Genomic DNA, 22,892 nt, shown 5'->3' on the forward strand with positions numbered 1-22,892 from the left:
GGTCGTTTCCTGGCGTGGACGAGTTGATCGTCTTCTGGTGTGAAGTTGTGCTGTTTACGTAAACAGCTCCTGGCCATGCGCTTCGACGTAAGCGCGGACCTGAGGCAAAGGCCGTGAACCGTCGACAAACTGGAGAGCCGATCACCTGATCACCACCTAATGTGGCATGCCAGATACCAAACAGTCAAGCTGGTTTCGCTGCTCTACCGGTATTTGTGGGATTAATCTCTTGACAAAATAGGCTATTGGTATACCAAATGCCAGTTGTTAAATGGCAGAGCGCCGCAAAGTCTGACGTCGGCATTGCAAGAGTTTGGAGTGTTACGCGAAAAAGCCCCAACCGAGCCTCGCGTGCACCGGCAATTAAAAATGGACGTGCAGGAGGAAGAACTGGTGCAGCACGCAGCTCGCAAGATCGATCTGGCCGGCGAAGTCGAGGAGGCCGCCGAGTATCGCTACCAGAACGGCATTCCGGCCTACGCCTGCTCGACCGAGCTGCCTATCCGACAGTGTCGCTCCGGACAGCCGGAAGCAGCACTTACTAATGGAATTGCCAAGCAAAGCGGAATTCTGAACTAGAAGCAGCGAACACGTCATCACATCCTACGGACGAATGCAGGTCGCGATGAAGAGAAACGTGATCCGGCGCAGGCTCATTGAGCCGAAATCCAACGTGAACAACGACCTCGATCCAAGGGATGGCGGCGTACAGTCCGTCGACCGTGCTCTCCTGATTATCGAAACGCTTGCCGAAGACGATGAGGGATACCGGCTGACCGACCTCGCGGTGCGCACAGGTTTGTCGCCTTCGACGGTTCACAGATTGCTGACTACGCTGGAGAAGCGGCGTTTCGTCCAGTTCGACCGCGACGAATCCACGTGGCATATCGGGGCGCAAAGCTTCGCTGTCGGTTCGACATTCGTTCGGCGCCGCAATTTTGTGACACAAGCCTTGCCTTATCTCCGCAAGCTCCGGGATCAGACGCGAGAGACTGCAAACCTCGCCGTTGTCGATGACGGCACAATGGTTGTTCTAACCCGGGTCGAAAGCCGGGAAATCATGCGGTCTGTCACTAAGGTCGGGGGTCGGGTTCCGATGGTTGCGTCTGGGCTCGGCAAAGCTCTGCTATCGACCTATTCCGAGGAGGATGTCTTCGCGATCATCCAGCGTGAGGGCATGCCCAGGCTGACTTCGAAATCGATCGTGCGGGCCGGAGAATTGTGCAAATCGCTTCACGACATCCGGCAGCAAGGTTACTCAGTTGATGATGAAGAAGCTCTGATCGGCCTGCGGTGTGTCTCCGCAGTGGTCTACGACGATTGCAGCGAACCTCTGGCTGCCATCTCGGTTTCGGGCAAGGCCTCCCGCGTTCCGAACGACCGCTTGCCTGTCCTTGGGAAGCTTGTACGGGAAGTCGCAGCCGAATTAACCAAGGCGCTCGGCGGCACGATGCCGGACGCAAAATCGTTCTGAGTAAAACTTCCTGAGATCGCGGTCGCCTCACCGTACGAGCCGCATATCGCGTACGCCCGCTCGACAATTCGTGCTCGAAATCTTTCATCTCAAACTCGGCCTAATCGTCTGATATCGTGAATATTTCGTGATCCGTTCCGTATGGCGGGAAACAAATTCAATCTCATTGAGATAGCTCATCCTTCCCGTGATGATCACACCCGAACCAAAATAAATGAGTGGGGTGTGAAATGGCGAAGATGCGAGCAATCGATGCTGCCGTGCGTATTCTGGAAAAAGAAGGCGTTGTTTGCGCGTTCGGTGTTCCGGGCGCCGCGATCAATCCGCTGTATTCTGCTCTGAAGAAGCGCGGTTCGATCAATCACATTTTGGCGCGTCACGTTGAGGGCGCGTCGCATATGGCTGAAGGCTATACCCGGGCCAAAGCAGGCAACATCGGCGTCTGCATCGGCACGTCCGGCCCGGCCGGCACTGACATGATCACGGGTCTCTATTCGGCGATAGCAGATTCGATTCCGATCCTCTGCGTCACCGGCCAGGCGCCTCGATCACGCCTGTACAAGGAGGATTTTCAGGCCGTCGATATTGAGTCGATCGCTAAGCCGGTGACGAAGTGGGCGGTTACCGTGCGCGAACCAGCGCTCGTGCCTCGCGTATTCAGCCAGGCGTTTCACATTATGCGTTCGGGGCGTCCCGGCCCGGTGCTTATCGATCTGCCGCTCGACGTGCAACTTGCGGAAATCGAGTTCGACGATGAAACCTATGAGCCATTGCCGGTCTACAAGCCTGCCGCAACGCGCAAACAGATCGAGAAGGCGCTCGATATGCTCAACGCCGCAGAGCGTCCGCTGATCGTGGCGGGCGGCGGTGTCATCAATGCGGATGCATCCGAGCTTCTCGTGGCGTTTGCCGAGATCGTCAATGTGCCGGTAGTGCCGACGCTGATGGGCTGGGGAGCCATTCCCGATGACCACGTTCTCATGGCGGGGATGGTCGGATTGCAGACCAGCCATCGATACGGCAATGCGACCATGCTGGAATCCGACTTCGTACTTGGTATCGGCAACCGCTGGGCCAACAGGCACACCGGGTCGATCGAGACCTATACCAAAGGCCGCACCTTTGTGCATGTCGATATCGAGCCGACCCAGATCGGACGCGTCTTCAATCCCGATCTCGGCATCGCGTCCGATGCCAAGGCCGCGCTCAAATTGTTCGTCACGGTTGCGAAGGAATGGTGGAAATCCGGCAAGCTGAAGGAGCGTCAGGCCTGGCCCGCGGCGTGTCAGGATCGCAAGCGCTCGATGCTGCGCAAGAGTCACTTCGACAACGTGCCGATCAAGCCGCAGCGCGTTTATGAAGAGATGAGCAAGGCGTTCGGGCGCGACACTTGTTATGTCAGCGTGATCGGGTTGTCGCAGATCGCGGGCGCGCAATTCCTCGGCGTTTACCGTCCGCGCAACTGGATCAATGCCGGACAGGCCGGCCCTCTGGGCTGGACGCTTCCCGCGGCGCTTGGCGTGCGCGCGGCCGATCCTGACCGCGAGATCGTCGCGCTCTCGGGAGACTACGATTTTCAGTTCCTGATCGAAGAGCTTGCGGTCGGAGCTCAATTCAAGCTGCCCTATATCCATGTCGTCGTGAACAACTCCTACCTCGGATTGATCCGCCAGGCGCAGCGCGGGTTCGACATGGATTACCATGTGCAGCTGTCGTTCGAGAACATCAACGCGCCCGAACTCGGAGTCTACGGCGTCGATCACGTTGCAGTCGCCGAAGGCCTCGGCTGCAAGGCGATCCGCGTCACCGATCCGAAGGATGCCCAGACGGCTTTCGCGACGGCGCGCGAGTTGATGGCGCAATATAGCGTGCCGGTGGTGGTCGAGTTCATTCTGGAACGAGTCACCAACATCGCGATGGGTACCGAAATCGACAACATCGTCGAATTCGAGGAAATCCTCGATTTGCCGCTCGACGACACGCCGATAAGCCCGGATGCGCTGTCGCGAGGCAAACTCCTACCGGCCTAAGGGGCGGATCAATCCGAATTGATGAACACCGTTATCCGGACAACGCGAGGACATCCGATCGTGCCGAAATTTGCTGCCAATTTGACCATGCTCTTCAACGAACTGCCGTTCCTCGAGCGGTTCGCCGCGGCCAAGGCCGCCGGCTTCAGCGGCGTGGAATATTTGTTCCCGTACGATTTCGAAAAAGCTGTACTGCGCGAGCAATTGCAGCAGCATGGACTTACGCAAGTCCTGCACAATCTCCCGGCGGGCGATTGGAGCGCCGGCGAGCGGGGCATCGCCATTTTCCGCGATCGGGTCGACGAATTTCGCGAGGGCGTGCTACGCGCCATCGATTACGCAAGGGCGCTCGATTGCCGCCAAGTAAATTGTCTCGTCGGAGTCGCGCCGGCCGATGCGGACGAGTTTGAGTTGAATGAGGTGCTTGTGACGAATCTGCGCTTTGCCGCGGATGCGCTGGCGCGGGAAAAGATTCGCCTGCTGATCGAGCCGATCAACACCATCGACGTTCCCGGCTTTTTCCTGCACAGAACCCAGCAGGCCGTGCAACTCGTCGCCGATGTCCGATCGGATAATCTCTTCATTCAGTACGACATTTACCACATGCAGGTGATGGAGGGCGACATAGCACGAACGTTGCAAAAGTATCTCGCGCGTATCGCACACGTCCAGCTTGCCGACAATCCCGGCCGCAACGAACCCGGCACCGGCGAGATCAACTATCCCTTCCTGTTTCGATATCTCGACCGGATCGGCTATCGCGGCTGGATCGGTTGCGAATACAAGCCGAGGACTTCCACCGTTGAAGGCCTCGGATGGCACGCGATGCAAACAATGGAAACATAATCGAGCGCGGATAAGGAAGATCAAAATGATTGATGTTGGCTTCATCGGGCTCGGAACTATGGGGCGTCCGATGGCGGGGTACCTTCAGGCTGCGAGGCATCGGCTGTTCCTTCACGACGTCGCACCCATTGCGCCAGAGCTCGTCGCGGCAGGCTGCGTCGTCTGTAAATCGGGCAAGGAGGTAGCGGAAGAATCCGACGTCGTCATCGTCATGGTGCCGGATACGCCGCATGTGGAAGCGGTTTTGTTCGGCTCGAGCGGCGTTGCCGAAGGACTCTCAAAGGGCAAGATCGTCGTCGACATGAGCTCGATCTCGCCGCTCGCCACGAAAGAGTTTGCGAAGAAGATCAACGCGCGCGGCGCCGATTATCTCGATGCTCCCGTTTCTGGGGGTGAGATCGGTGCGAAGGCAGCGTCTCTGACGATCATGGTCGGTGGCCCGGAGAAGGCATTTAATACCATGAAGCCGCTATTCGAGAAGATGGGCAAGAACGTAACGCTCGTCGGTGGCAATGGCGACGGCCAGACCACCAAGGTCGCCAACCAGATTATCGTCGCGCTAACGATTGAGGCGGTGGGAGAAGCTCTGTTGTTTGCATCGAAGGCCGGGGCTGATCCGGCCCTCGTGCGGCAGGCCCTGATGGGAGGCTTCGCTTCTTCGCGAATTCTCGAGGTGCACGGCGAACGGATGGTGAAGCGCAATTTTGAACCTGGTTTCCGTATCGAGTTACATCAGAAGGATCTCAACCTGGCGTTGGAAGGTGCACGGGCGCTGGGGCTATCTTTACCGAATACAGCAACCGCACAGCAGCTCTTTAGCTCCTGCGCAGCGCACGGCGGCAAGACCTGGGATCATTCCGCGATGGTAAGGACGCTGGAAATGATGGCAAGCCACGAAATCGGAACGACCTGAGGCCGACGGGAAGCAAATCATGAGTATCGATTATCGCGGTCTGTTGCTCGACATGTTTCAGGCGGCGGTAAACGCGGCGGCGCCCGCCCTGTGCGTGCCGGCGCATCTGCCGCCGCGGCCGAGGGGCCGGACAATCGTCGTCGGCGCCGGCAAGGCGGCGGCCTCGATGGCGGCCGCCGTGGAAGCTCATTGGAACGGACCGCTCGAGGGGCTGGTGGTGACGCGCTATGGACACGGCATACTGTGCAAGCACATCGAGGTGGTCGAGGCGTCGCACCCCGTTCCTGATGAGGCGGGATCGAAGGCGGCTCGCAGGATTCTCGACAAGGTCTCAGGGCTGACGGCGGACGATCTCGTTCTGGTCCTGATTTCGGGCGGCGGCTCCGCGCTGCTCGCCTCGCCTGCAGATGGCATAGCGCTCGCCGACAAACAAACCATCAGCCGCGCTTTGTTGAAATGCGGCGCGCATATCGCAGAAATGAACACGGTGCGAAAACACCTGTCCGCGATCAAAGGCGGTCGTCTTGCGGTCGCCGCTCCGCCGGCACAAGTGGTTACGCTCGCGATCTCCGATGTACCAGGCGACGATCTCTCCAATATTGCGTCCGGTCCCACTGTGCCGGACGTAACCACGCGTGCCGACGCGCTGGCCGTACTCAAAAAATATGGCATTGAGATTTCGGCCGCGGTTGCCAGGCACTTGAGTGATGAAGCCTCGGAGACGCCGAAGCCGGGCGATCCGCGCTTTGCAAATGTCACAAACAGCCTCGTGGCAAGACCTCAGAAATCCCTGGAGGCAGCAGCCAAAGTCGCGCGAGACGCCGGATTACCTTCCGTGATCCTTGGCAATGCGATCGAGGGCGAAGCTCGCGACGTCGGCATCGTCCATGCCGGCATTGCGCGGCAATGCGGAGATTGGGGACAGCCCCTCGAAATCCCTTGTGTGCTCATCTCCGGCGGTGAGACCACCGTAACCGTGCGGGGCAACGGCAGGGGAGGCCGTAATGCGGAGTTTATCCTAAGTCTTGGGATCGCTGCCGACGCCAGGAACGGCATCTGGGCGCTCGCCGCAGATACGGATGGCATTGATGGAAGCGAAAATAACGCAGGAGCGATCCTTACGCCGGACACGCTGCGCCAAGCGAAGTGCGCCGGCATCGACGTCAAGGCGCGGCTCGCAGACAACGACGCCTACAGCGTATTCGCAGTATTGAACGATCTCGTCGTGACTGGCCCGACGTTCACCAACGTCAACGATTTCAGAGCCATGTTGGTTACAAAAAGGAATTGACTTTGCGCCGCTCACGGAACGCGAAAATCATCGCGACGCTTGGACCTTCCAGTTCGTCGCCGGCGATGATCAGATCCCTGTTCGATGCCGGCGTCGATATGTTCCGGCTAAATTTCAGCCATGGAACCCACGACGATCACAAGAAGCGCTTTCAGATGATCAGGGATGTCGAACGGGATGTTGGCCGTCCCATCGGAATCATGATGGATCTGCAAGGTCCCAAACTGCGGATAGGTACTTTTTCTGACGGCCCCATTGAACTGCGCTCCGGAGACCGGTTCAGGCTGGATCTGGAGACCGTACCTGGAGACCGGAAGCGCGTGTTGTTGCCGCATCCGGAGATTTTCGCGGCCTTGATACCTGGCACCGATCTATTGCTCGACGACGGCAAGCTTCGACTTGAGGTCCTCGAATGCGGCTCCGGCTACGCCGAGACGCGCGCGATAGTCGGCGGCACGTTGTCGGAGCGCAAGGGCGTCAATGTTCCCGGTGTCATTCTGCCGCTGTCGCCCTTCACCGAAAAGGACCGTCGCGATCTCATTTTCGGGCTTCAACTTGGGACCGACTGGGTCGCGCTTTCGTTTGTACAAAAGGCGGAAGACATCACCGAGGCACGGGTCTTGATCGGTTCGCGCGCCTTGATCATGGCGAAGCTGGAGAAGCCTGCGGCCATCGACAATCTCGATGCGATCGTAGCACTAGCAGATGGCATCATGGTTGCGCGCGGTGACCTCGGTGTTGAACTGCCGCCGGCACAGGTTCCTACTATCCAACGTCGGATCGTGCGGGCATGCCGTCGCGAAGGGAAACCCGTGGTCGTGGCAACGCAAATGCTTGAATCGATGACGACATCGCCAGTGGCAACCCGAGCCGAAGCCTCCGACGTTGCGACGGCAGTCTATGAAGGCAGCGATGCAGTGATGCTGTCCGCCGAATCCGCCAGTGGATGTTTCCCGCGCGAAGCGGTCAGCATGATGGATTCGATCATTTGTGGCGTCGAGGGCGACATCGACTTCCAAACACCTGCCAATGAGAGGCACGGGGAGTCCGGCGCTTCGCATGCCGATGCGATCTGTTCCGCGTTACGGTTAGTTGCGCGGTCGGTCTTGGCGACAGCGACCATTGCTTACACGAGATCAGGCTTCACCAGCATGCGGGCAGCTCGCGAGCGACCCGCCGCCCCGATCCTCAGTCTAACGCCACTGATCGCGACTGCGCGCCAGCTGACTCCGGTGTGGGGAATTCATTCTGTCGTGGTCGAAAACGAAATCACCGACGAGGTGTCGATGACGAAGCTCGCCTGCGATGCTGCCCTCGCGGGAGATTTCGGAAAGCCCGGCGATAACATAGTGATCGTCGCCGGCATCCCGTTCGGCGCATCGGGGACCACCAATTTGCTGCGTATTGCGGGCCTTCCGGAGGCCTCGCTCTGATGGCCAAATTGAAGGTTGGGTATCTAAAACGGGTTTTGTTAGCAAGGACTCGTGAAGGACTCGTAAGCGCTGAGCCCAAGGCAAGGTGGACGATCGTCTTAACAGGCAGTTTACGATCGGGGATCGCTTGGCTTTTTTGACTCATGGTTCGTTTGACTTATGCAGAGGTCAACTTCATCGCTCACTCCTCTCGATCGGGTCCGTGGTCACGCAAGATGCCACGAGCCTGCACGTTGCGGGCTTGAACGGTGCTGGGTGCGCTTTGGTTCCACCGCGGCGCGGTCTGTTATTCAAGGTTTCCACACGCAGCCTGGCGCCAGGGAATATTTTGCAGAGAGCCGCGCGCCGTCGAGGGAAGGAGTTTCTCCATGATGGAACACCCTCCCAGGGTTGGTAATCGATTGTTAGCTGCACTGCCGCGAGAAGATTTCGGTTTGCTCGCTCCTTACCTCCCGAACGTATCGCTTGAACAAGACGCAGTGCTGCTGCGATCGGGAGATCGAATTGAACAGGTCTATTTTCCCCACAGCGGGACGATCTCGTTCATGCTCGACATGCCGAATGGACAAACAGTAGCGACCGCGGCCATCGGGCATGAGGGAGCCGTCGGCATGCTATCAGTGCTGGAACCCTCCCGCTCTCCCGTTACGGCGGTCGTACGCGTGGCCGGGATCGCCTCGCGGATTTCCGCATCGCGATTTCATGCAGCCTTTAGCCAGAGTGGCGCCATCAGACATGCGGTCCAGACCCACGCGAGGGCGCTGCTAATGCAGTTCCAGCATGTGGCCGCATGCAATGCACTGCACTCCGTCGAAGCCCGCATGGCCCGGTGGTTGCTCCACATCCACGATCGAATTGATGGTGACGTCTTACCGCTGACGCAAGAGGCGCTTTCGCAGTTGCTTGGAGTACGACGAACGACTGTGACGCATGTTGTGCGCAAGCTCCGGATGTCGCGCGCTATCCGATCTGATCGGCGGGGCCTGGTCGAGATTGACAGACCGCGGCTCGAAGAAGCGACATGCGAATGCTACGAGGTTATGCGCCGCAGATTCGATCAGATATTTCCGCCAGAAACAAATGAATCCTCGCACTCAGACTGCGCCAATGCGCAAAACTACCGGCTGTGTGTACCGAAAACCTAGACCCGGGCGTAGTGATGATGAAGCCCGCCGAGTATCGCGTGCGAACTGATGATTCCAGTGCGCTGAACCGGGCGAGAGACCGGCGCATCTTTATTCAGTGACCGATGTGTTCTGATGTCGTTGTAGTAACAAGCATAGGATCGCAAGGTCCGGCGCAGATGCGCCTCACCAAAAACGATGATATGATCCAGGCACTCGCGGCGGATCGACCCGATCAGCCGTTCGGCAAAGCCATTCTGCCACGGCGAGGCTGGTGCGGTAGGTTTGTCCCGGATGCCCATGGCGCGCAATCGGCGTGTGACGACGGCACCATAGATGCGATCCCGATCGCGGATGAGGTATTTTGGGGCATCATCCCAAGGAAACGCCTCGGTCATTTGACGCGCAATCCAATCCGATGTCGGGTTTGTAGTGACATTAATCCAGGCGAGGTCTCTGCGGTCGAGGCGGACGATCACGAAGGCGTAGAGCAGGCTAAAGCCAATGGTCGGAACAACGAACAAATCCATCGCGGCAATGTCCGGCGCGTGGTTACACAGGAACGTTCGCCATTCCTGGCTTGGCGATCCACGGCGCTTGACCATGTACTTGGCGACGCTGGATTGGGCCACCTCAAACCCGAGCTTGAGGAGTTCTCCGTGAATGCGTGGCGCGCCCCAAAGCGGATTTTCGATGCTCATCCGCCGGATCAGCGCGCGCAGATCCGCCTCGATCTGCGGCCGCCCTCCCAATGATCGTGACTTCCAGCGCCAGTAGCTGCGAAAACCAGCCCGATGCCAACGCACAAGGGTCTCGGGACGGATAATCGTGAGGACCTTTAGGATTGATGGAAGCCAGCGATATAGCTGGACGAGGAACCAGCGATCACTGTTTGCGAGTTGGACGCGGCCACGCAACTTGCGCCGCAAAACAATCAACTGATGTCGGAGCGCCGCATTCTCAGCCGCAAGCCGGATCTTCGACTTGAATGGCGAGGCCAAAATCCCCAGGACGAAACACAGTAGCCCGATCATTCCCCTAGCTTAGGTGATTCCGTCACGTCATCGGTTTTCGGTACACACAATGGGTTACGTCGAACAAACCGGCCAGGCACTCGCCGTCACCCGGGTTCGTCGCAGCGCGGTCTGGGACACGGTTCAATTTGCCGCAAACGGCATCATTTTCGTGCTGCTCGGCGAACAACTTCCGCAGATCGTCACCGGCGCGGCGCAGGTGGTTCGCGAGACCGGGCACCATGAGCCGGTCTGGCTGTTGATTTATGTCGTCGCTATCAATTGCGCCCTTGCGGCATTGCGATTCCTATGGGTCTGGACCTCGCTCCGACCCCCGGCAAGTCATGGTCTAAGTCCATGACTTAGACCATGACTAAGGGCATGCTTATGCTGCCGCGCCGATAGTGCACCTTGCGCGCCGGCGGTTGTGGCTTGGCCTTGAACTTCGCTCGCCAATTGCCGAACGCGTTGCGGTAGGTCGGTCGTCCTCCGGGATTCACTTTTGTCGTGACTTTGCGGACGACCGAACGGATCGCGCATCCAAAGCATCAGGGGTTCCTCCTTTGGTGCGAATGAAATGCAGCAGCGCATTGACCCGCGGCATTCGCAATCGGTCGATAGGCACCATCGTCTTGATCCAGAGATCTGGCACAGGAAAATCCGGCAGCGGCACCACTACAGAACCTCTGCGGATCTCCGGGAGCGCTACGTAGTTGCTCAAAAGCGCGATGCCGAGATCCGTCTTGGCGGCCTCAAGCAGCACGCTCATGTCATTGGCGGACATTCGAGGATGAACGGTGACCGTCATCACGCCGTTGCCGCTCAGGAATGGCCAACTCGGGCCCGTGGGTTGGTAGACCAAGCAGCGGTGCTCCTCGAGCTGGCGCGGGTGGTCGAGCCGGGGATACGATGACAAATATTGTCTACTCGCGAAAAGACTTCGACGCTGCGGCCATAGAAATTCGTCGGCCACATTGTCAAAACTCGCCGGAAACGCCATGACGGCGATGTCGATCCCTTCTGCGGCGGGATTCATCGGCCCGTCGAGCAGCAAGACTTCCATATCGATGTCAGGGTGAAGCTCGGCGAATTCTCGAACGAGTGCGTTGAGGCGGAGAAATCCGAGCGTTGTAGGGACCTTTATCCTGATCGGGCCGGTCAATCGCCGTACTCCCTTGCGCAATTCGCTCAAGGCCTGATCGTGCGCGGCGATTGCGGCGATGATCCGCTCCAGATGGTGCTCTCCGTCGGCGCTCAAGACAACCTTGCGGGTAGAGCGGTGAAACAGCGTCGTGCCCACGATCCGCTCGAGCTGCGTGACGCGCTTGGTGATGACCGAGGGCACGAGATCGAGCTTCTGCGCAGCAGCGCTGAAGCTTCCCGCTTTCGCGACGGCAACGAAGGCGCGCATCGAGGCGATCGTATCCATTCTTCACGATTCACGAAAACTGAACCGTCGACAAGCGCCTTTTTCCGTTCAATTGGCGCGACTAGCTTCCCAGCAATGCCGCGGCACTGGATTTCGGTTCTGCGGCTATTCATCGCCACTAGCGAATTCAGGAGAATCTAGCGTGGCCAACTCTACAACCATTCCTCGCGAATCCATGTCCGCTGATTCAACGGCTGCGGGGTCGAGATCGGTCGCTGTACATCGCATAACTTCGTCGACTAAACCCGTAAAGCGTCGGATTACTGTTTCGATCATGCCGAGTCCACGAATTTTGCGGACTGAAGCACAAGCTGCTGCGGCGCTTCCAGCCGATCTTAGCGGCCTGGAAGACTCTAGCGCAGCCCCGCAGACCGTGCAGACCGCGTTACCCGTATGCGATACCGATGGCAAACTGAGCAGCGTCGAGTTGGGGATCATTCCATTTCTTAGAACTCATTTAGTTTTCCCCTGCCAGCCCTCGGAATGTTTGCCGATCCACTCGGCGGCCTGTTGTTCGGTGGCGAAACCCTTGACTACTTCCGTCTCACCATCGGGCCAAAGAACATCGACCACCCAGCCAAATCCGGGATTACCTTTTCGCGCCACGAAAGCGGGTCGGTATTCGGACATCTCGCGAATATGCGCCTACGGCGCGCCGGTTCAAGCCGGTCGTCTGACAACAATCAAACCGACCGACCGCAACCTGGGTCGACGGCAATACTGCACCTGCGAAAGCCGCTCGTGAGGGCTTGGCTATTGCACGTCCGGTGGTATTCGCGGCGTCAGCTGGCCGCTTCTGGATCTCGCAAGAGCGCCAGGGGGTGATCTCACGGTTTAAATTTATCGATTTCCGCCGCGATATCGTCCTCAGTAGCCTTTTCAGCGGTGATCAGTTCCTGCAAAAGGCCGCGCCGAAAATCACGCTCCGCTGTTTCCATCAGCCCGGCCACCAAATCTTCTGGCACTCGGTTGAGAGCAGCGTCTTGATAGATTTCGGAGTTGACCGAATAAGTGAAGCCATTTGCCGGGATGCCGTCGATAAAAATGCGAACCATCCAGCCGGTTAACGTCGGTATCGCGCGAATTTCGTAAACCCTGCCGCCGTGTTCGAAGGTCGTTGTCTTAGTCATCGCACTCTCCTCCAGACTGCCATGGCCAGCACCCGCGCAAACGCACGAAGCTCCCCAGCGGGGAATCAGCAAATCAGCAGACCACGCCTAACCTTCAGGGAACAGCTTGTCGGTCGCTTTGTCCAAACGCTTCTCCTTGCCGCGCGCATCCGACAAATGACCAACTAGGTCGCCATTCAACTTGTAAATGTTCGAACCCTTAAGATCGTAAAGCTTTTGACCTTTGAGGCCGAAGACTGCGTCGCCCGTGACCACGCCGACATGGACGCCTTTGCTGCTGAATATATTGCCGTTCACGACCGACCTCCTATCGAGGTGCCCCACGGCAAAGGCTGCGCTTGTTGGGCTGCGATAGCGAGACAAATCGCGCGCTCCGGCTATTTCCCCTTCGCCTTCTCCCACGGCTTCCCGGTGACAAGGCTTGCCCGATATTCCGGATCGGTCGCGTATCGCTCGGCCTTTTCCTTGCCGGGAAAATGTCTCACCGGAATGGCGTTCCACTTCACGGTCCACCATCCTTCAGGCGGCCCAAGTGGCCCAGGTTCTATCGGCACCACCTCATAAGCTTCGTTGGGATCGTCGTCGGTCACTTCCGTCGAAGCTCCACCTCTCGCGCCAACCGCTCGGCCCTCAACCGCTCGCGATTGTCGTTGAATGCCGTTTGCGCGGCGGTCTGATCAGCCATGGCCTCCCGAGCGTCGGCCTTTTTCGCCGCGTTACGAATTTCATCGCGCGTTTCGCGCTCGGCTGCAGTGAGGCGAGACATCATTTCTTCACTTTCAGTCCGAGCTCGACGAGCGCCGGATCAAATCAGTCTGCGATGCCTCGCAATCTTTCTCAATGGAAGCCTCAGTGTGTTTGCCCGGCGGCGTACCGCAAAAGTGGTCCGGTTTAGAGCCTTGGCAATAGTGTCGACGCTGTTCGCACTCAGGACGAGCGCTCGGAGCTCTTTGTCCTGCTCCGGGGTCCAAGGCGCTCGTGGCGTCCCGGTCATTTCCGCTTCGCCACATCAGACCAATTTCGGGTGAGGTTTCCGACCAACAGTCTCCCCATCACATCCTCCACTTCTTTGCTAAGCGCGATGTATTGCTCGCGGAGACTTTTCAATCTCTTCCGGTCTTCGTCTGTAGCGCTTCCATCTTGGATGGACTGGTATATCTCCGCCATCTGCTCGCTGACGTTTTGTTTCGCGTTCAAAAACCTATCGATCGCGAATTGAGCCGCATCAAGCTGGGGATCGTCCCATTTCTTCGAAGTCATCTGATACTCCGCTTCGCCCTCAGCCCACGCTTGACAAGACTGCCCGCGCTCGCTCGTTTCAGTGCTTCGTCCGCGACACGTCCCGACGGTGACGGGCGCTCGGCGCTATTCGCTTGGCATACCCTTCATGCCAATGTCGGCTAATATCTTCGCAATTTTCTCCGTAGGTTTTAGGCTTTCCAGTCTGGACGTTTAACCAGCTCGAATGTGGGAACATGGGTGGTTCCCAACCAAGACTCTAGCGTAGCCCCGCAGACTTTACAGGGTGCGTGACCGGTGTGCGGTACCAAGAACTTTGTTTCAGTGCGTTTGTACTCAGCACCGCAATCGCATTGGACGATTGTCGTCATTCTCAGAATATGCGCCTATGGCGCGCCGGTTCAAGCCGGAATCAGCTGCCCTCGAAAGTGGATTGACCCGGCGAGTGGCACAAAACCGGGGCGGCGGGGTTTGCATCGTATGCCCTCGTTGCAGGAGCCCCACACCGCGGCCAGCGTAAATAAGCTCCCGATCGCGGACTTTGAGAATATGTCGCTGGTCTATTCGACCGTGACGATGCGTGAGGAAGCGGGCCCTGAAATGCCGGTTCTGCCGGACGCCGCGGTACTGGCCCCGATGATCAAAGCTGACGAAACTGCGCTTCCGCAGAGCTGCCCGTGAGGCTTGGTGCCAATGTGATCGTTTTCGCACTGCGCTGCAATCCAATGCGGTGACTAAGTCGATACAAACGCTGCACGCAAAAAGCAGACAAGACGCTGTTAAAGCCGTCGAGCAACGGATCGACGACGCGCTTGCGCCGAAAAAGCGGCGGCTTGTGAAGCCGCGTTGACGAAGCGACTAATCAAATGCAACGCCGATCCGGCGTGCCTTCCGCCAAACGACGTGACAGTGGTGATTGCTGTGCTCGACGTTGATCACAAGATCGAATGAACTAGGAATGCCGATTTGGCTTTCGACCTCAAGATTCGCACCGCCAACCGACATATTGCGGACCAAGCAGTCGATCCCGGAGCCGTCGAACGAGATTGTCCCGGCCCTTATGGCATTCTGGCGTTGGGTGTCGCGATCGTGGTCCATCAGAACCCCCTTATGCCAAAGCGTTCAAACTTTCCCTAAGTAGGCCACTCGCATTTTATGCTCGTGGCAACGATCACGGTTATCCAATTAGATGTTCGAGAGCCTTCCACAAGACCACGCTAGTAGCACTCTCGTTGGGAAAGTCTCATTGAGCCACTTCATGGAAGCATTTGTGCGCTTCTCTCAACCCAATAGATACGACCGGTTTCAGGCTCATAAAAGTATTGCGTTGCAACAATGCCGTTAAGAGAGACGCATACCATGCCATGGAAAACCCCGGAAGATTACGACCGCACGAACGTCCGTTACATCCGGCGGCGGCGTAATCGGCTTGTCTATCGGAGAACAGCCAAGGCGGCCGCACTGCTAGTCATCGCGGCGCTAATCGTGTTCGCCTGTGCGCGAAGCGGATAGGATGGTTTTACAAGGTCAGTTAGCTAGCGAGAGATCGCGCAAAAATGTGTGGCCTCATGGCCCGTTGGCGACGCAATAAAGACATCCCGCAATGTCCGTTCTTTGGTCGCTATCAGGGGGAAAGCGGACCTAGCGCGAACATCCTCAAACTATCGCGAATGACCCAGGTTGTGTAAAAACGCGTCGTCGGATTTGATTTTCGCGATATGATTCCTGCGCGATTTGCGGGGGATCGGATGAGACGCTTCGTAGAGGGCACTGATCGCGGGCAGAGCACGCTATTTCCTGAATGCCTGGGAGACTGGATCAGCGAGGACAATCCGGTTCGGGTGATCGATGTTTTTGTGGATGAACTCGATCTTGCCGAGCTTGGGTTCAACGGTGTCGAGCCCGAGGTGACCGGCCGCCCCTCTTATCATCCATCGGTCCTGCTGAAGCTCTACATTTACGGCTATCTCAATCGGATCCAGTCGAGTCGCCGGCTTGAGCGCGAGGCTGGGCGCAACGTCGAGGTGATGTGGCTGACGGGACGTTTGGCTCCAGATCACAAGACGATTGCCGATTTCCGGAAGGACAATGGCACCGCCATCCGCAAAGTGTGCGCACGCTTCGTTGCGCTGTGCTGCATGATGGGCTTGCTTACGCAAGCTAGTGTCGCCATTGACGGCAGCAAGTTCAAGGCGGTCAACAATCGCGACAAGAACTTCACGCGCGCCAAGATGGACCGGCGCATGGCGCAGATTGAGGAGAGTGTCGCGCGCTATTTGCAGCAGCTCGACACCGCCGACCGGCAGGAGCCGTCCGAGGCACTTAAAACCAAGACGAGCCACCTGAAAGAGAAGATCGCGAAGCTGAAGGAGCAGATGCAGCGTCTCGAGGTTCTCAGGGTGCAAATGCTCGCCACTCCGGATCAGCAGATATCGCTGACGGATCCCGATTCCCGCTCGATGGCGACGAGCGGGCGCGGCTCCGGTGTTGTCGGCTACAATGTTCAGGTCGCCGTCGACACCGCAAATCATCTGATTATCACGCATGAGGTGACCAACGTCGGGACTGATCGATCGCAGCTCTCGGCCGTGGCCAAGCAGGCCAAGGCGACGCTGGAAGTGGAGAACCTCGATGCAGTCGCCGACCGCGGCTACTTCAGCAGCGAGCAGATCCTGGCCTGCGAGAAAGCAGGCATTACGGTCACGCTGCCAAAGCCAATGACGTCGCACTCAAAGGCGGAAGGACGCTTCGGCAAGCAAGACTTCCGCTACCTCGTGGCGGAGGACGTTTACGTATGTCCTGCCGGTGAAAGGCTCACCTACTCCTTCACAACCAAGGAAAATGGATTGGTCCTGTACCGCTACTCGACCAATGCTTGCCAGAGCTGCGCCATCAAGAACAGCTGCACCACAGGCAAGGAGCGCCGGATCACCCGTTGGGAGCATGAGCATATTCTTGACGCAGTACAGCGCCGGCTCGACGAACATCCGGAGAAGATGCGCCAGCGGCGCGAGACGGTCGAGCATCCCTTCGGCACAATCAAGGCCCGGATGGGCGCAACCCACTTCCTGATGAAGACGCTGGCACGGGTTGCCGCCGAGATGGCGTTGCACGTACTGGCCTACAATATGACGCGCGTCATGAACATCATGGGCACCAAACCGCTAATAGCGGCGATGAGGGCGTAGCTGCCGCCCACATCCGTCCGTCGGCTGTTGCAGAACCGCCCAGGACGGCCGAGGGCGTCAATGCTACCGCTGGCGCGTTTTTGCACGGCCAAGACCCATAGCGGACTTCGAATCAGTCGAACATTTACTCGCTTGGCTGCGATCACTATGCTGAAGCCATGGCCCCGCCTTGCTCTGTTCTTCTCGATCTCGACGGCACCCTGATTGATTCGCAGCCCGGCATTTTGGCAAGTTGCCTCGCGGCGCTGCGCACTCTTGGACACGAGCCGAACGAAATCCTCGACATCAAGCGGGTCATCGGGCCGCCGCTCGAGGACGTGATGCAATTCTTGCTGCAGCCATATGGGGACGACAGGATTGCTGAGGCAGTATTGGCCTTTCGTCAGCACTACGGTGAAAGCGGCCTTCTCGGAAGCGAGCCCTACCCGGGAATAGGCAATTCTCTAAGAGAGATGCAGCAAGGAGGATTGCGATTATATTTGGCAACATCGAAGCGGGAGGCATTCGCGCGTCGTATCCTGGAGCATTTGGAGCTTGCGGCATATTTCGATGGCATCCACGGCTCGGTGCCGGGCGGAGAGCTGGACCACAAGCCTGAGCTGCTCGCCCATATCTTGTCGGAGCATAATATTACACCCACGCGCAGTTTGATGGTCGGGGACCGCCGCTACGACATCTCTGGCGCCCATGCGGTTGGAATGCGCGGTCTTGGAGTACTCTGGGGCTATGGTACCCGAGATGAACTAGAAGGCGCTGGCGCAGATCAATTGGTGGAATCAACTGTTGATCTCGCTTGCACAGTTCTCGCGATGGTTAGTGGAAAGCGGCCCTTGACCTAGGCCTCCCAATTGCAATCGAGACGATCGCTATTGGCACGTTTGAGACATGCCGACAGACTCCGTAAAGTCCGCTCATCGGGGAAGACCGGAAGTCAACAGTGCGGCGATTTGAGTAACTTTGTTTGATGGAGCAGGCATTATCGCGTGAAGAAACCCGGTCCCCATGCGTCGCGGCCGATACGAACTTGCGTGCGCGACTTTTTCGGCTTCGGCGGAGGGGCCCGAGCCATGACCGACCTCAAGGCGTCTGGCGGGACCGAGGCCACTGGCGTTTCGCCTTGGGAAGGTTCGTGTCCAACTTCGCGGCGCGGCCAGACAAAATCATCGGCGCGGCCGGCGGGCGGCACAAGCGGTTCGCCCTTGACCAGCGTTCGGGCGGCAAGCGCATCGACCGCGGCCGGGCGCGAGCCAGGGCCGCCGAGCAACTGATCGGTGCCGACCGAGGATTCCACCAGCGGCACGATTGGTCCGGCGAGCGGGCGCGATGTCGGCTGGCCGGGCGGCGCATTCGCTTCAGGCGTTGCCGGCTCGGTCGGCAGCGCAATCGGCGAGGAATGCGCAGCCAGCAGCCGCGTGATCTCGCGCTCGACATAATGCGCGAGCTTGCGCGCGCCAGCCTTGGTGAAATAGATGCCGTCATAGGAGCGTAAGCGGCGGATCTGGCCCTCGAAGTCCGGGCCCTGCTGCACGAAGTGGCCGGCCTCGTCTACAAATCCGTCCCAGACATCGACGTAGGTGACGCCGGCCTTGCCGGCGGCGTTGCGATACAGCGAGTCCAGGAACAGCGCGTCCGACGTCGCCTTGGCGCCGCGCGCGGCGGGCAGGCCAACCCATAGCACCGGGACGCCCTTGGATTTCAAGACGCCGATCATCTCTTCGATCTTTTTGGTGTAGAGCTCGACCCAGCGCTCCTCGCGAAACTCGTAGAGGCCGTTCGGCGAGCGCGCGCTCTTTCCAGGTGCGATGGCCGGCGGCACACCATTGTCGACGGCGTCGTCCGGGGACAATTCGGTATCGACCGTCCTGTCATCCAGTTTTGCGGCGGTGTCAGGCGTGCCAGCCGGCTTCGCGCCGGATTTCCCGTCTCCAGGCTTGGCATCCTGTTTAGCTTTGGCGTCCTTTTTGTCGCTCTTTTTATCGGATGACTTGCTGTCGGATTTATCGACTGCCGGCTCGCGGATCGGAACGCGGTCATCGAGGCCGAGCATCACGACGATGGCGTCCGCCTTCTCGGTGGCGAGGATGCCCTTGGCGGCGGCAGGCCAGTCAGCCGGATCGCCCTTGGGTTGGTATTTGATCAGGCCGGAGACGGTCTTGTGCTTGCGGATCACGCCCATTTCCGGCTGTTCGGAATAGGCGTCCTCAAGACCATAGGCGAGCCAGTCGGCCATCGCATCGCCGAGCACCAGCACGTTGCGCTCCGGCACGGTCTCGCGCTTCCCTGGCGGCGGCGCCTTCGAAAAATCCTCCAGTATCTGCCGGGGCGCCTGGCGCCTCGGCACTTGCTGCTCCGGTATTTGCTGTTGGAACGGTGCGAAAGAGTCGCCGCCGAACCAGCCACCGCCGCCGCGGGGTTGCGGTCGCGGCGGTCCACCGAAATTGCCAAAATTGAAGAACTGGGCGGAAGCCGGGCCGACGATACCGATCAGAAGCGCGATCGCGACGGCCAGCGCGATCAGCGGGCCGCTTTCGGTGAATGCGCGGACAAAGGACTTCCGTTTCGACATGCGGCTCGGTCGCTATGGATCGTATTGCGATAGCTAGTAACGCGGCACCCGGCCGATATGATCCCCACGATCAAATAACTGTTCCAAGAGAAGAGCTCCCGGGGAACTCGACCGTATGCATTAAAACGACCGACTCCGAGCGGGACGGCCTCGTTTCGAAGGCCGGCTTGGGACACCGATTTATCTGGGACAATACGTTCGTGCCCCACTGGGGCAGTTGCCGCTACCCTTTTGTTATCTTTGACCAATCGATGTGATGCCTTGTGACAGCTGTGACATTTGGGACATGCAGAATGGACGGGTGGGAAGTTGCGAAGCAATCCAGGGAGATCGATCCTGCCTTCCCTATCGTTTGCATCACGGGAGCGGCGGTCGGACGCTGGCCGTCGCGCGGTGTGCCCAACAGTATTCTGCTAGAGAAACCGTTTGCACCAGCGCAGCTTGTCACTGCGGTTTCGCAGCTTCTCAATATCGGCACGCCGACGCAATAAGGTTGCGCCAGGGTGGGGTCGCTGATGCGTGCTGGCGGCGACGCAACCCCGAACGCGCATGGGCGCTGACGCTACGGCGCAGCGGTGAGGAGATCCCGTAAACGAGAAACCGCCCGAAGGCTCTCTCTCAGCATCAAGAGCATCAAGTAAGTGTGAGACGTGAGGCAGCCCACATTCGTGCGGAGCGGTTCGAGCTAGTTAAACGGTGCATCGGAACCGAACAGGAGGTTTCCCATGGATCGTCTGATAATTCCTGCTTTCGCGGTTGTCGGTCTATTCGCCGCTGTGACCGCGAGCTCTACTGTTATCGGGCGCTAACGTGGCTATCGGGCGCTAACGTGGCCTGGATCGGAACGAAGCGCGTGGCATTTCTCCCGGTCGATCGGGGGCAGTTCAACAGTGAGCCGGTACCGCCCGACTGGCCTCAGCAGATCGAGCAGCGGATCTACTACTGGCCCGACCCTCTGAGGGGGGTCGACGTGTCGCTGCGCGACTACATCTACACGACGTCCCAGGGACGCGCGGACATCGAGGGGGTGGTGCAGGACGTGTTCCCGCTCAACCGGCAAGACGTGCCGCCGGATTTTCTTGCCCCTCAGTTCGAGCAGCAGTTCCGGAACGAAGGCTTCGATGCCGCGGCGCTGGTGATGCTCGGCGGCCAGGGGGCGGGTCAAGCGTCTGGTCTGCCCGGGTACTGGGCGAGGTTCGTGATGGCCGAGGGCGTCGGGGTCTGGGCGATGGAGCTCACACACGCGATCGCCGGCTACGCGGACTTGTACACGAACGACCGCGCGAACGATCTCAATGGCTTCGACAACATGGACTGCGCATGTGGCACGCACCCGACAGCGTACACGAAGGTGCAGCTCGGGTGGCTCGATCCGTCGGCGATAATGGTCGACACGGCGACAAGCGCTGAGTTCGCGCTGCACACGTTGGGGCTCGTGCAGCCGCCGCCAGCCGGCAGGTGCACCGCGGTCCGGATCGAGACGAGCGGCAATCCGCTCTTCGTCGAGGCTCGCCAGAGGGTTGACCAATACGACGGCGGCAACTGGTGGAATAAGCGGCTGCTGGGCACGAACGAGGTCCCGGTGGGTATCTCGAGTGAAGGCGTGATCATCTACGAACTCGCCGGGGTCGAAGATCCGAATGCACCGCCGGGTGAAACCGATCCCCTCATCAGGCTTCTGACGCAGACTGCGCTGTCGCCCGGAGCGTCGTTCACGTCGAGCTCCGGTGTCACCGTGCGCGTAACGGCTGCGCTCGCCGGTGGGTTCGCCGTCAGCATCGACAACCCGACTGCCCCGTCTCTCGTCGTGCCCGATCTGTTCCAAGTAAGTTTCAAGCTGGCGCTCAAGCAGCTCAGGGATCTCGGGCTCGTACCCAAACCGACCAGCGGGCCCCAGAACTCCTGGGTGAAAAGCCAGTCCCCAACTGCCGGAACCGTGGTGGCCCGAGGCGCCACCGTCACCATGACGCTGAAAACCGGTCCCCTTCAGTAGTCTCAATCTCGGCGTCTCGCCGAGAAACCGCGCCGTGCGACGGTGCGAGTGAATGAATGAGTGAGTGGGCGCACCTGGGATCGAACCTGCGACCCCAGCCTTGACGGGGTCGCCGCCCACCAGGAAGACGATCGGGATAGTCGCGGTCGCCGCCTTTGCGGCCAGCGCGGCGAGTGTGTTGCCACGCTCACCCGACGGTCAACCAGCTCGGCCGCCAGCGCCGGCAGGTGGTCGTAGTGATTCTCGGCCCAACGGTATTCGACCGCGACGTTTCGGTCGGGGGTCCTGGTCTTGCTGTCTCAATTCAAGTCACTGAACTGATTCGGTACATGAGACAGCGGTACAGCAAGGCTTTCCAAGTCGGGGCAACGATGCGCTAGGACGACCACATTCGTTGCGGTTGCTCAGTTCGGAAGAGGTACCAAACCTGTTCCCCACCAGTCCCGAACTCGTTCCCCGCGAGTGCCGTGGGCATCGTGATCAAGCATCAAGTGAGGGTGAGTCGTGAAGCAGTTCACATACCTGCGTCGCGGTTCGAGCTACTCAAAACGGTGCAGACTTTTCTAGATATCGGAACCGAACAGGAGGCGTCCCATGAAGCGTCTGATGATTCCTGCTTTCGCGGCTGTCGCTCTATTCGCTGCCGTGACCGCCATGCTGTGGTCTCATTCGACCAAGCTGTCCGCCGGAACCGCTGCTATGCCCTCGTTGCAGGAACTCCACACAGTAGCGGGCGTAAAAAAGCTTCCAAACCAGGAAATTGAGGATCAGTCACTGATCTTTCCGAGCATAGCGAAGCGCTAGAAGCGAGAGGCTGCCTCAGGAGCCGAAATCGGCTGCTCCAACTGGCGCGGCGGGCTGCCGCCTACGTCTGGGCCTTCTCCCGCTTCACGGTCACCATTGCTGCGAGAGATCAGGAACGAAGGATGGACCGTCGATATGCGGCGGCGCAAGCCGCCTAACTTTCTCATCGACGACACTCCAATCGGGGGGAAGCGACCACCAATCAAAATTGTCCAAACATATGCCGCCCCGATCTTTCGCCGTGAGGCTCACGCAGACAACACAGCTATTCGACTTCCTGATAAACAGCTCTCGTTCTGCGCCAGTCCTCGCCGCTCCATTTTTCCGCACCAGCTTTGCAGCGATAAGATGTTGTTCAGCGAGAAATTGCATAAGTGTCTCTGCGACTACGTTAGTTTTGCCGAAGTAGAGGCTGGCCT

At 58.9% G+C, this 22,892-nt stretch carries 23 protein-coding genes and 2 pseudogenes; 15 read left to right on the plus strand and 10 right to left on the minus strand.

Annotated elements, in window-relative coordinates:
* Positions 1–318: 318 nt before the first annotated feature.
* From B5526_RS31895 to B5526_RS31930, 8 genes are all read left to right on the plus strand, one after another.
* Positions 319–579, plus strand: a complete 261-nt coding sequence (locus B5526_RS31895) for a hypothetical protein (protein ID WP_154071553.1) — start codon at positions 319–321, stop codon at positions 577–579.
* 46 nt (positions 580–625) lie between these two features.
* On the plus strand, positions 626–1,474 hold the full coding sequence (locus B5526_RS31900) for an IclR family transcriptional regulator (protein ID WP_079545687.1): 849 nt from the start codon (positions 626–628) through the stop codon (positions 1,472–1,474).
* 230 nt (positions 1,475–1,704) lie between these two features.
* Entirely contained in the window at positions 1,705–3,504 is a 1,800-nt protein-coding gene (gcl, locus tag B5526_RS31905) for a glyoxylate carboligase (RefSeq protein WP_079543699.1), read from the plus strand.
* A gap of 60 nt (positions 3,505–3,564) precedes the next feature.
* Positions 3,565–4,350, plus strand: a complete 786-nt coding sequence (hyi, locus tag B5526_RS31910) for a hydroxypyruvate isomerase (protein WP_079545690.1) — start codon at positions 3,565–3,567, stop codon at positions 4,348–4,350.
* 19 nt (positions 4,351–4,369) lie between these two features.
* Positions 4,370–5,263, plus strand: a complete 894-nt coding sequence (locus B5526_RS31915) for a 2-hydroxy-3-oxopropionate reductase (RefSeq protein ID WP_349642789.1) — start codon at positions 4,370–4,372, stop codon at positions 5,261–5,263.
* Positions 5,264–5,282: 19 nt separating this feature from the next.
* Positions 5,283–6,554 carry a glycerate kinase type-2 family protein gene (locus B5526_RS31920; RefSeq protein WP_079543701.1) on the plus strand — a complete coding sequence of 424 codons (1,272 nt, stop codon included), beginning with the start codon at positions 5,283–5,285 and terminating at the stop codon, positions 6,552–6,554.
* 2 nt (positions 6,555–6,556) lie between these two features.
* On the plus strand, positions 6,557–7,987 hold the full coding sequence (pyk, locus tag B5526_RS31925; RefSeq protein ID WP_079543702.1) for a pyruvate kinase: 1,431 nt from the start codon (positions 6,557–6,559) through the stop codon (positions 7,985–7,987).
* A 368-nt stretch (positions 7,988–8,355) separates the two neighbouring features.
* Positions 8,356–9,132 carry a Crp/Fnr family transcriptional regulator gene (locus tag B5526_RS31930; RefSeq protein WP_079543703.1) on the plus strand — a complete coding sequence of 259 codons (777 nt, stop codon included), beginning with the start codon at positions 8,356–8,358 and terminating at the stop codon, positions 9,130–9,132.
* Here B5526_RS31930 and B5526_RS39235 read toward each other — a convergent pair.
* Positions 9,129–10,145, minus strand: a complete 1,017-nt coding sequence (locus tag B5526_RS39235; RefSeq protein WP_079543704.1) for an integrase core domain-containing protein — start codon at positions 10,143–10,145, stop codon at positions 9,129–9,131. The two genes, B5526_RS31930 and B5526_RS39235, sit on opposite strands and share 4 nt — an antisense overlap.
* 46 nt (positions 10,146–10,191) lie before the next feature.
* Between B5526_RS39235 and B5526_RS31940 the strand changes: the two are divergent.
* Positions 10,192–10,455 (plus strand): annotated as a pseudogene (locus B5526_RS31940) (Na+/H+ antiporter); the annotation flags it as partial.
* A 165-nt stretch (positions 10,456–10,620) separates the two neighbouring features.
* Here B5526_RS31940 and B5526_RS31945 read toward each other — a convergent pair.
* The 6 genes from B5526_RS31945 to B5526_RS31970 all read right to left on the minus strand — a co-directional run bounded on the left by B5526_RS31945 (position 10,621) and on the right by B5526_RS31970 (position 13,943).
* Positions 10,621–11,553, minus strand: a complete 933-nt coding sequence (locus B5526_RS31945) for a LysR family transcriptional regulator (protein WP_079543705.1) — start codon at positions 11,551–11,553, stop codon at positions 10,621–10,623.
* A 453-nt stretch (positions 11,554–12,006) separates the two neighbouring features.
* Entirely contained in the window at positions 12,007–12,183 is a 177-nt protein-coding gene (locus B5526_RS38120) for a hypothetical protein (protein ID WP_154071554.1), read from the minus strand.
* 197 nt (positions 12,184–12,380) lie between these two features.
* Positions 12,381–12,683 carry a hypothetical protein gene (locus tag B5526_RS31950; protein ID WP_154071555.1) on the minus strand — a complete coding sequence of 101 codons (303 nt, stop codon included), beginning with the start codon at positions 12,681–12,683 and terminating at the stop codon, positions 12,381–12,383.
* An 87-nt stretch (positions 12,684–12,770) separates the two neighbouring features.
* The gene (locus tag B5526_RS31955; protein ID WP_079543707.1) at positions 12,771–12,980 is read right to left on the minus strand and encodes a hypothetical protein; all 210 of its coding nucleotides are present in this window, start codon (positions 12,978–12,980) and stop codon (positions 12,771–12,773) included.
* A gap of 80 nt (positions 12,981–13,060) precedes the next feature.
* Positions 13,061–13,273, minus strand: a complete 213-nt coding sequence (locus tag B5526_RS31960; RefSeq protein WP_079543708.1) for a hypothetical protein — start codon at positions 13,271–13,273, stop codon at positions 13,061–13,063.
* A 400-nt stretch (positions 13,274–13,673) separates the two neighbouring features.
* A complete protein-coding gene (locus B5526_RS31970; RefSeq protein WP_079543710.1) occupies positions 13,674–13,943 on the minus strand; it encodes a hypothetical protein in 270 nt (89 codons plus the stop codon).
* A 528-nt stretch (positions 13,944–14,471) separates the two neighbouring features.
* Between B5526_RS31970 and B5526_RS39525 the strand changes: the two genes are divergently transcribed.
* On the plus strand, positions 14,472–14,603 hold the full coding sequence (locus B5526_RS39525) for a hypothetical protein (protein ID WP_283807579.1): 132 nt from the start codon (positions 14,472–14,474) through the stop codon (positions 14,601–14,603).
* 177 nt (positions 14,604–14,780) lie between these two features.
* Here the strand turns inward: B5526_RS39525 and B5526_RS31980 are convergent, their stop codons facing one another.
* Positions 14,781–15,020: a PilZ domain-containing protein gene (locus B5526_RS31980; protein ID WP_079543712.1), complete on the minus strand. Its 240-nt coding sequence runs from the start codon at positions 15,018–15,020 to the stop codon at positions 14,781–14,783.
* Between the two features lie 650 nt (positions 15,021–15,670).
* On the opposite strand from B5526_RS31980, the gene B5526_RS31985 reads away from it, so the two are divergent.
* Positions 15,671–17,110: an IS1182 family transposase gene (locus tag B5526_RS31985; protein ID WP_079543713.1), complete on the plus strand. Its 1,440-nt coding sequence runs from the start codon at positions 15,671–15,673 to the stop codon at positions 17,108–17,110.
* Positions 17,111–17,268: 158 nt separating this feature from the next.
* On the plus strand, positions 17,269–17,949 hold the full coding sequence (locus tag B5526_RS31990; RefSeq protein WP_079543714.1) for an HAD hydrolase-like protein: 681 nt from the start codon (positions 17,269–17,271) through the stop codon (positions 17,947–17,949).
* A 137-nt stretch (positions 17,950–18,086) separates the two neighbouring features.
* Here the strand turns inward: B5526_RS31990 and B5526_RS31995 are convergent, their stop codons facing one another.
* A complete protein-coding gene (locus B5526_RS31995) occupies positions 18,087–19,676 on the minus strand; it encodes an SGNH/GDSL hydrolase family protein (RefSeq protein ID WP_079543715.1) in 1,590 nt (529 codons plus the stop codon).
* A 293-nt stretch (positions 19,677–19,969) separates the two neighbouring features.
* Between B5526_RS31995 and B5526_RS39245 the strand changes: the two are divergent.
* The 3 genes and pseudogenes from B5526_RS39245 to B5526_RS32010 form a co-directional block, all read left to right on the plus strand.
* Positions 19,970–20,167: pseudogene (locus B5526_RS39245) on the plus strand (response regulator); the annotation flags it as partial.
* 338 nt (positions 20,168–20,505) lie between these two features.
* On the plus strand, positions 20,506–21,669 hold the full coding sequence (locus tag B5526_RS32005) for a PASTA domain-containing protein (protein ID WP_154071556.1): 1,164 nt from the start codon (positions 20,506–20,508) through the stop codon (positions 21,667–21,669).
* Between the two features lie 594 nt (positions 21,670–22,263).
* Entirely contained in the window at positions 22,264–22,473 is a 210-nt protein-coding gene (locus B5526_RS32010) for a hypothetical protein (RefSeq protein ID WP_079543717.1), read from the plus strand.
* 90 nt (positions 22,474–22,563) lie between these two features.
* On the opposite strand, the gene B5526_RS38125 is transcribed toward B5526_RS32010, so the two are convergent.
* Positions 22,564–22,845, minus strand: coding sequence for a hypothetical protein (locus tag B5526_RS38125; protein ID WP_154071557.1), 282 nt, complete (start codon positions 22,843–22,845; stop codon positions 22,564–22,566).
* Positions 22,846–22,892 lie beyond the last annotated feature (47 nt).

Origin of the sequence: Bradyrhizobium lablabi, from assembly GCF_900141755.1 — a bacterium.
Classification (GTDB): domain Bacteria; phylum Pseudomonadota; class Alphaproteobacteria; order Rhizobiales; family Xanthobacteraceae; genus Bradyrhizobium; species Bradyrhizobium lablabi_A.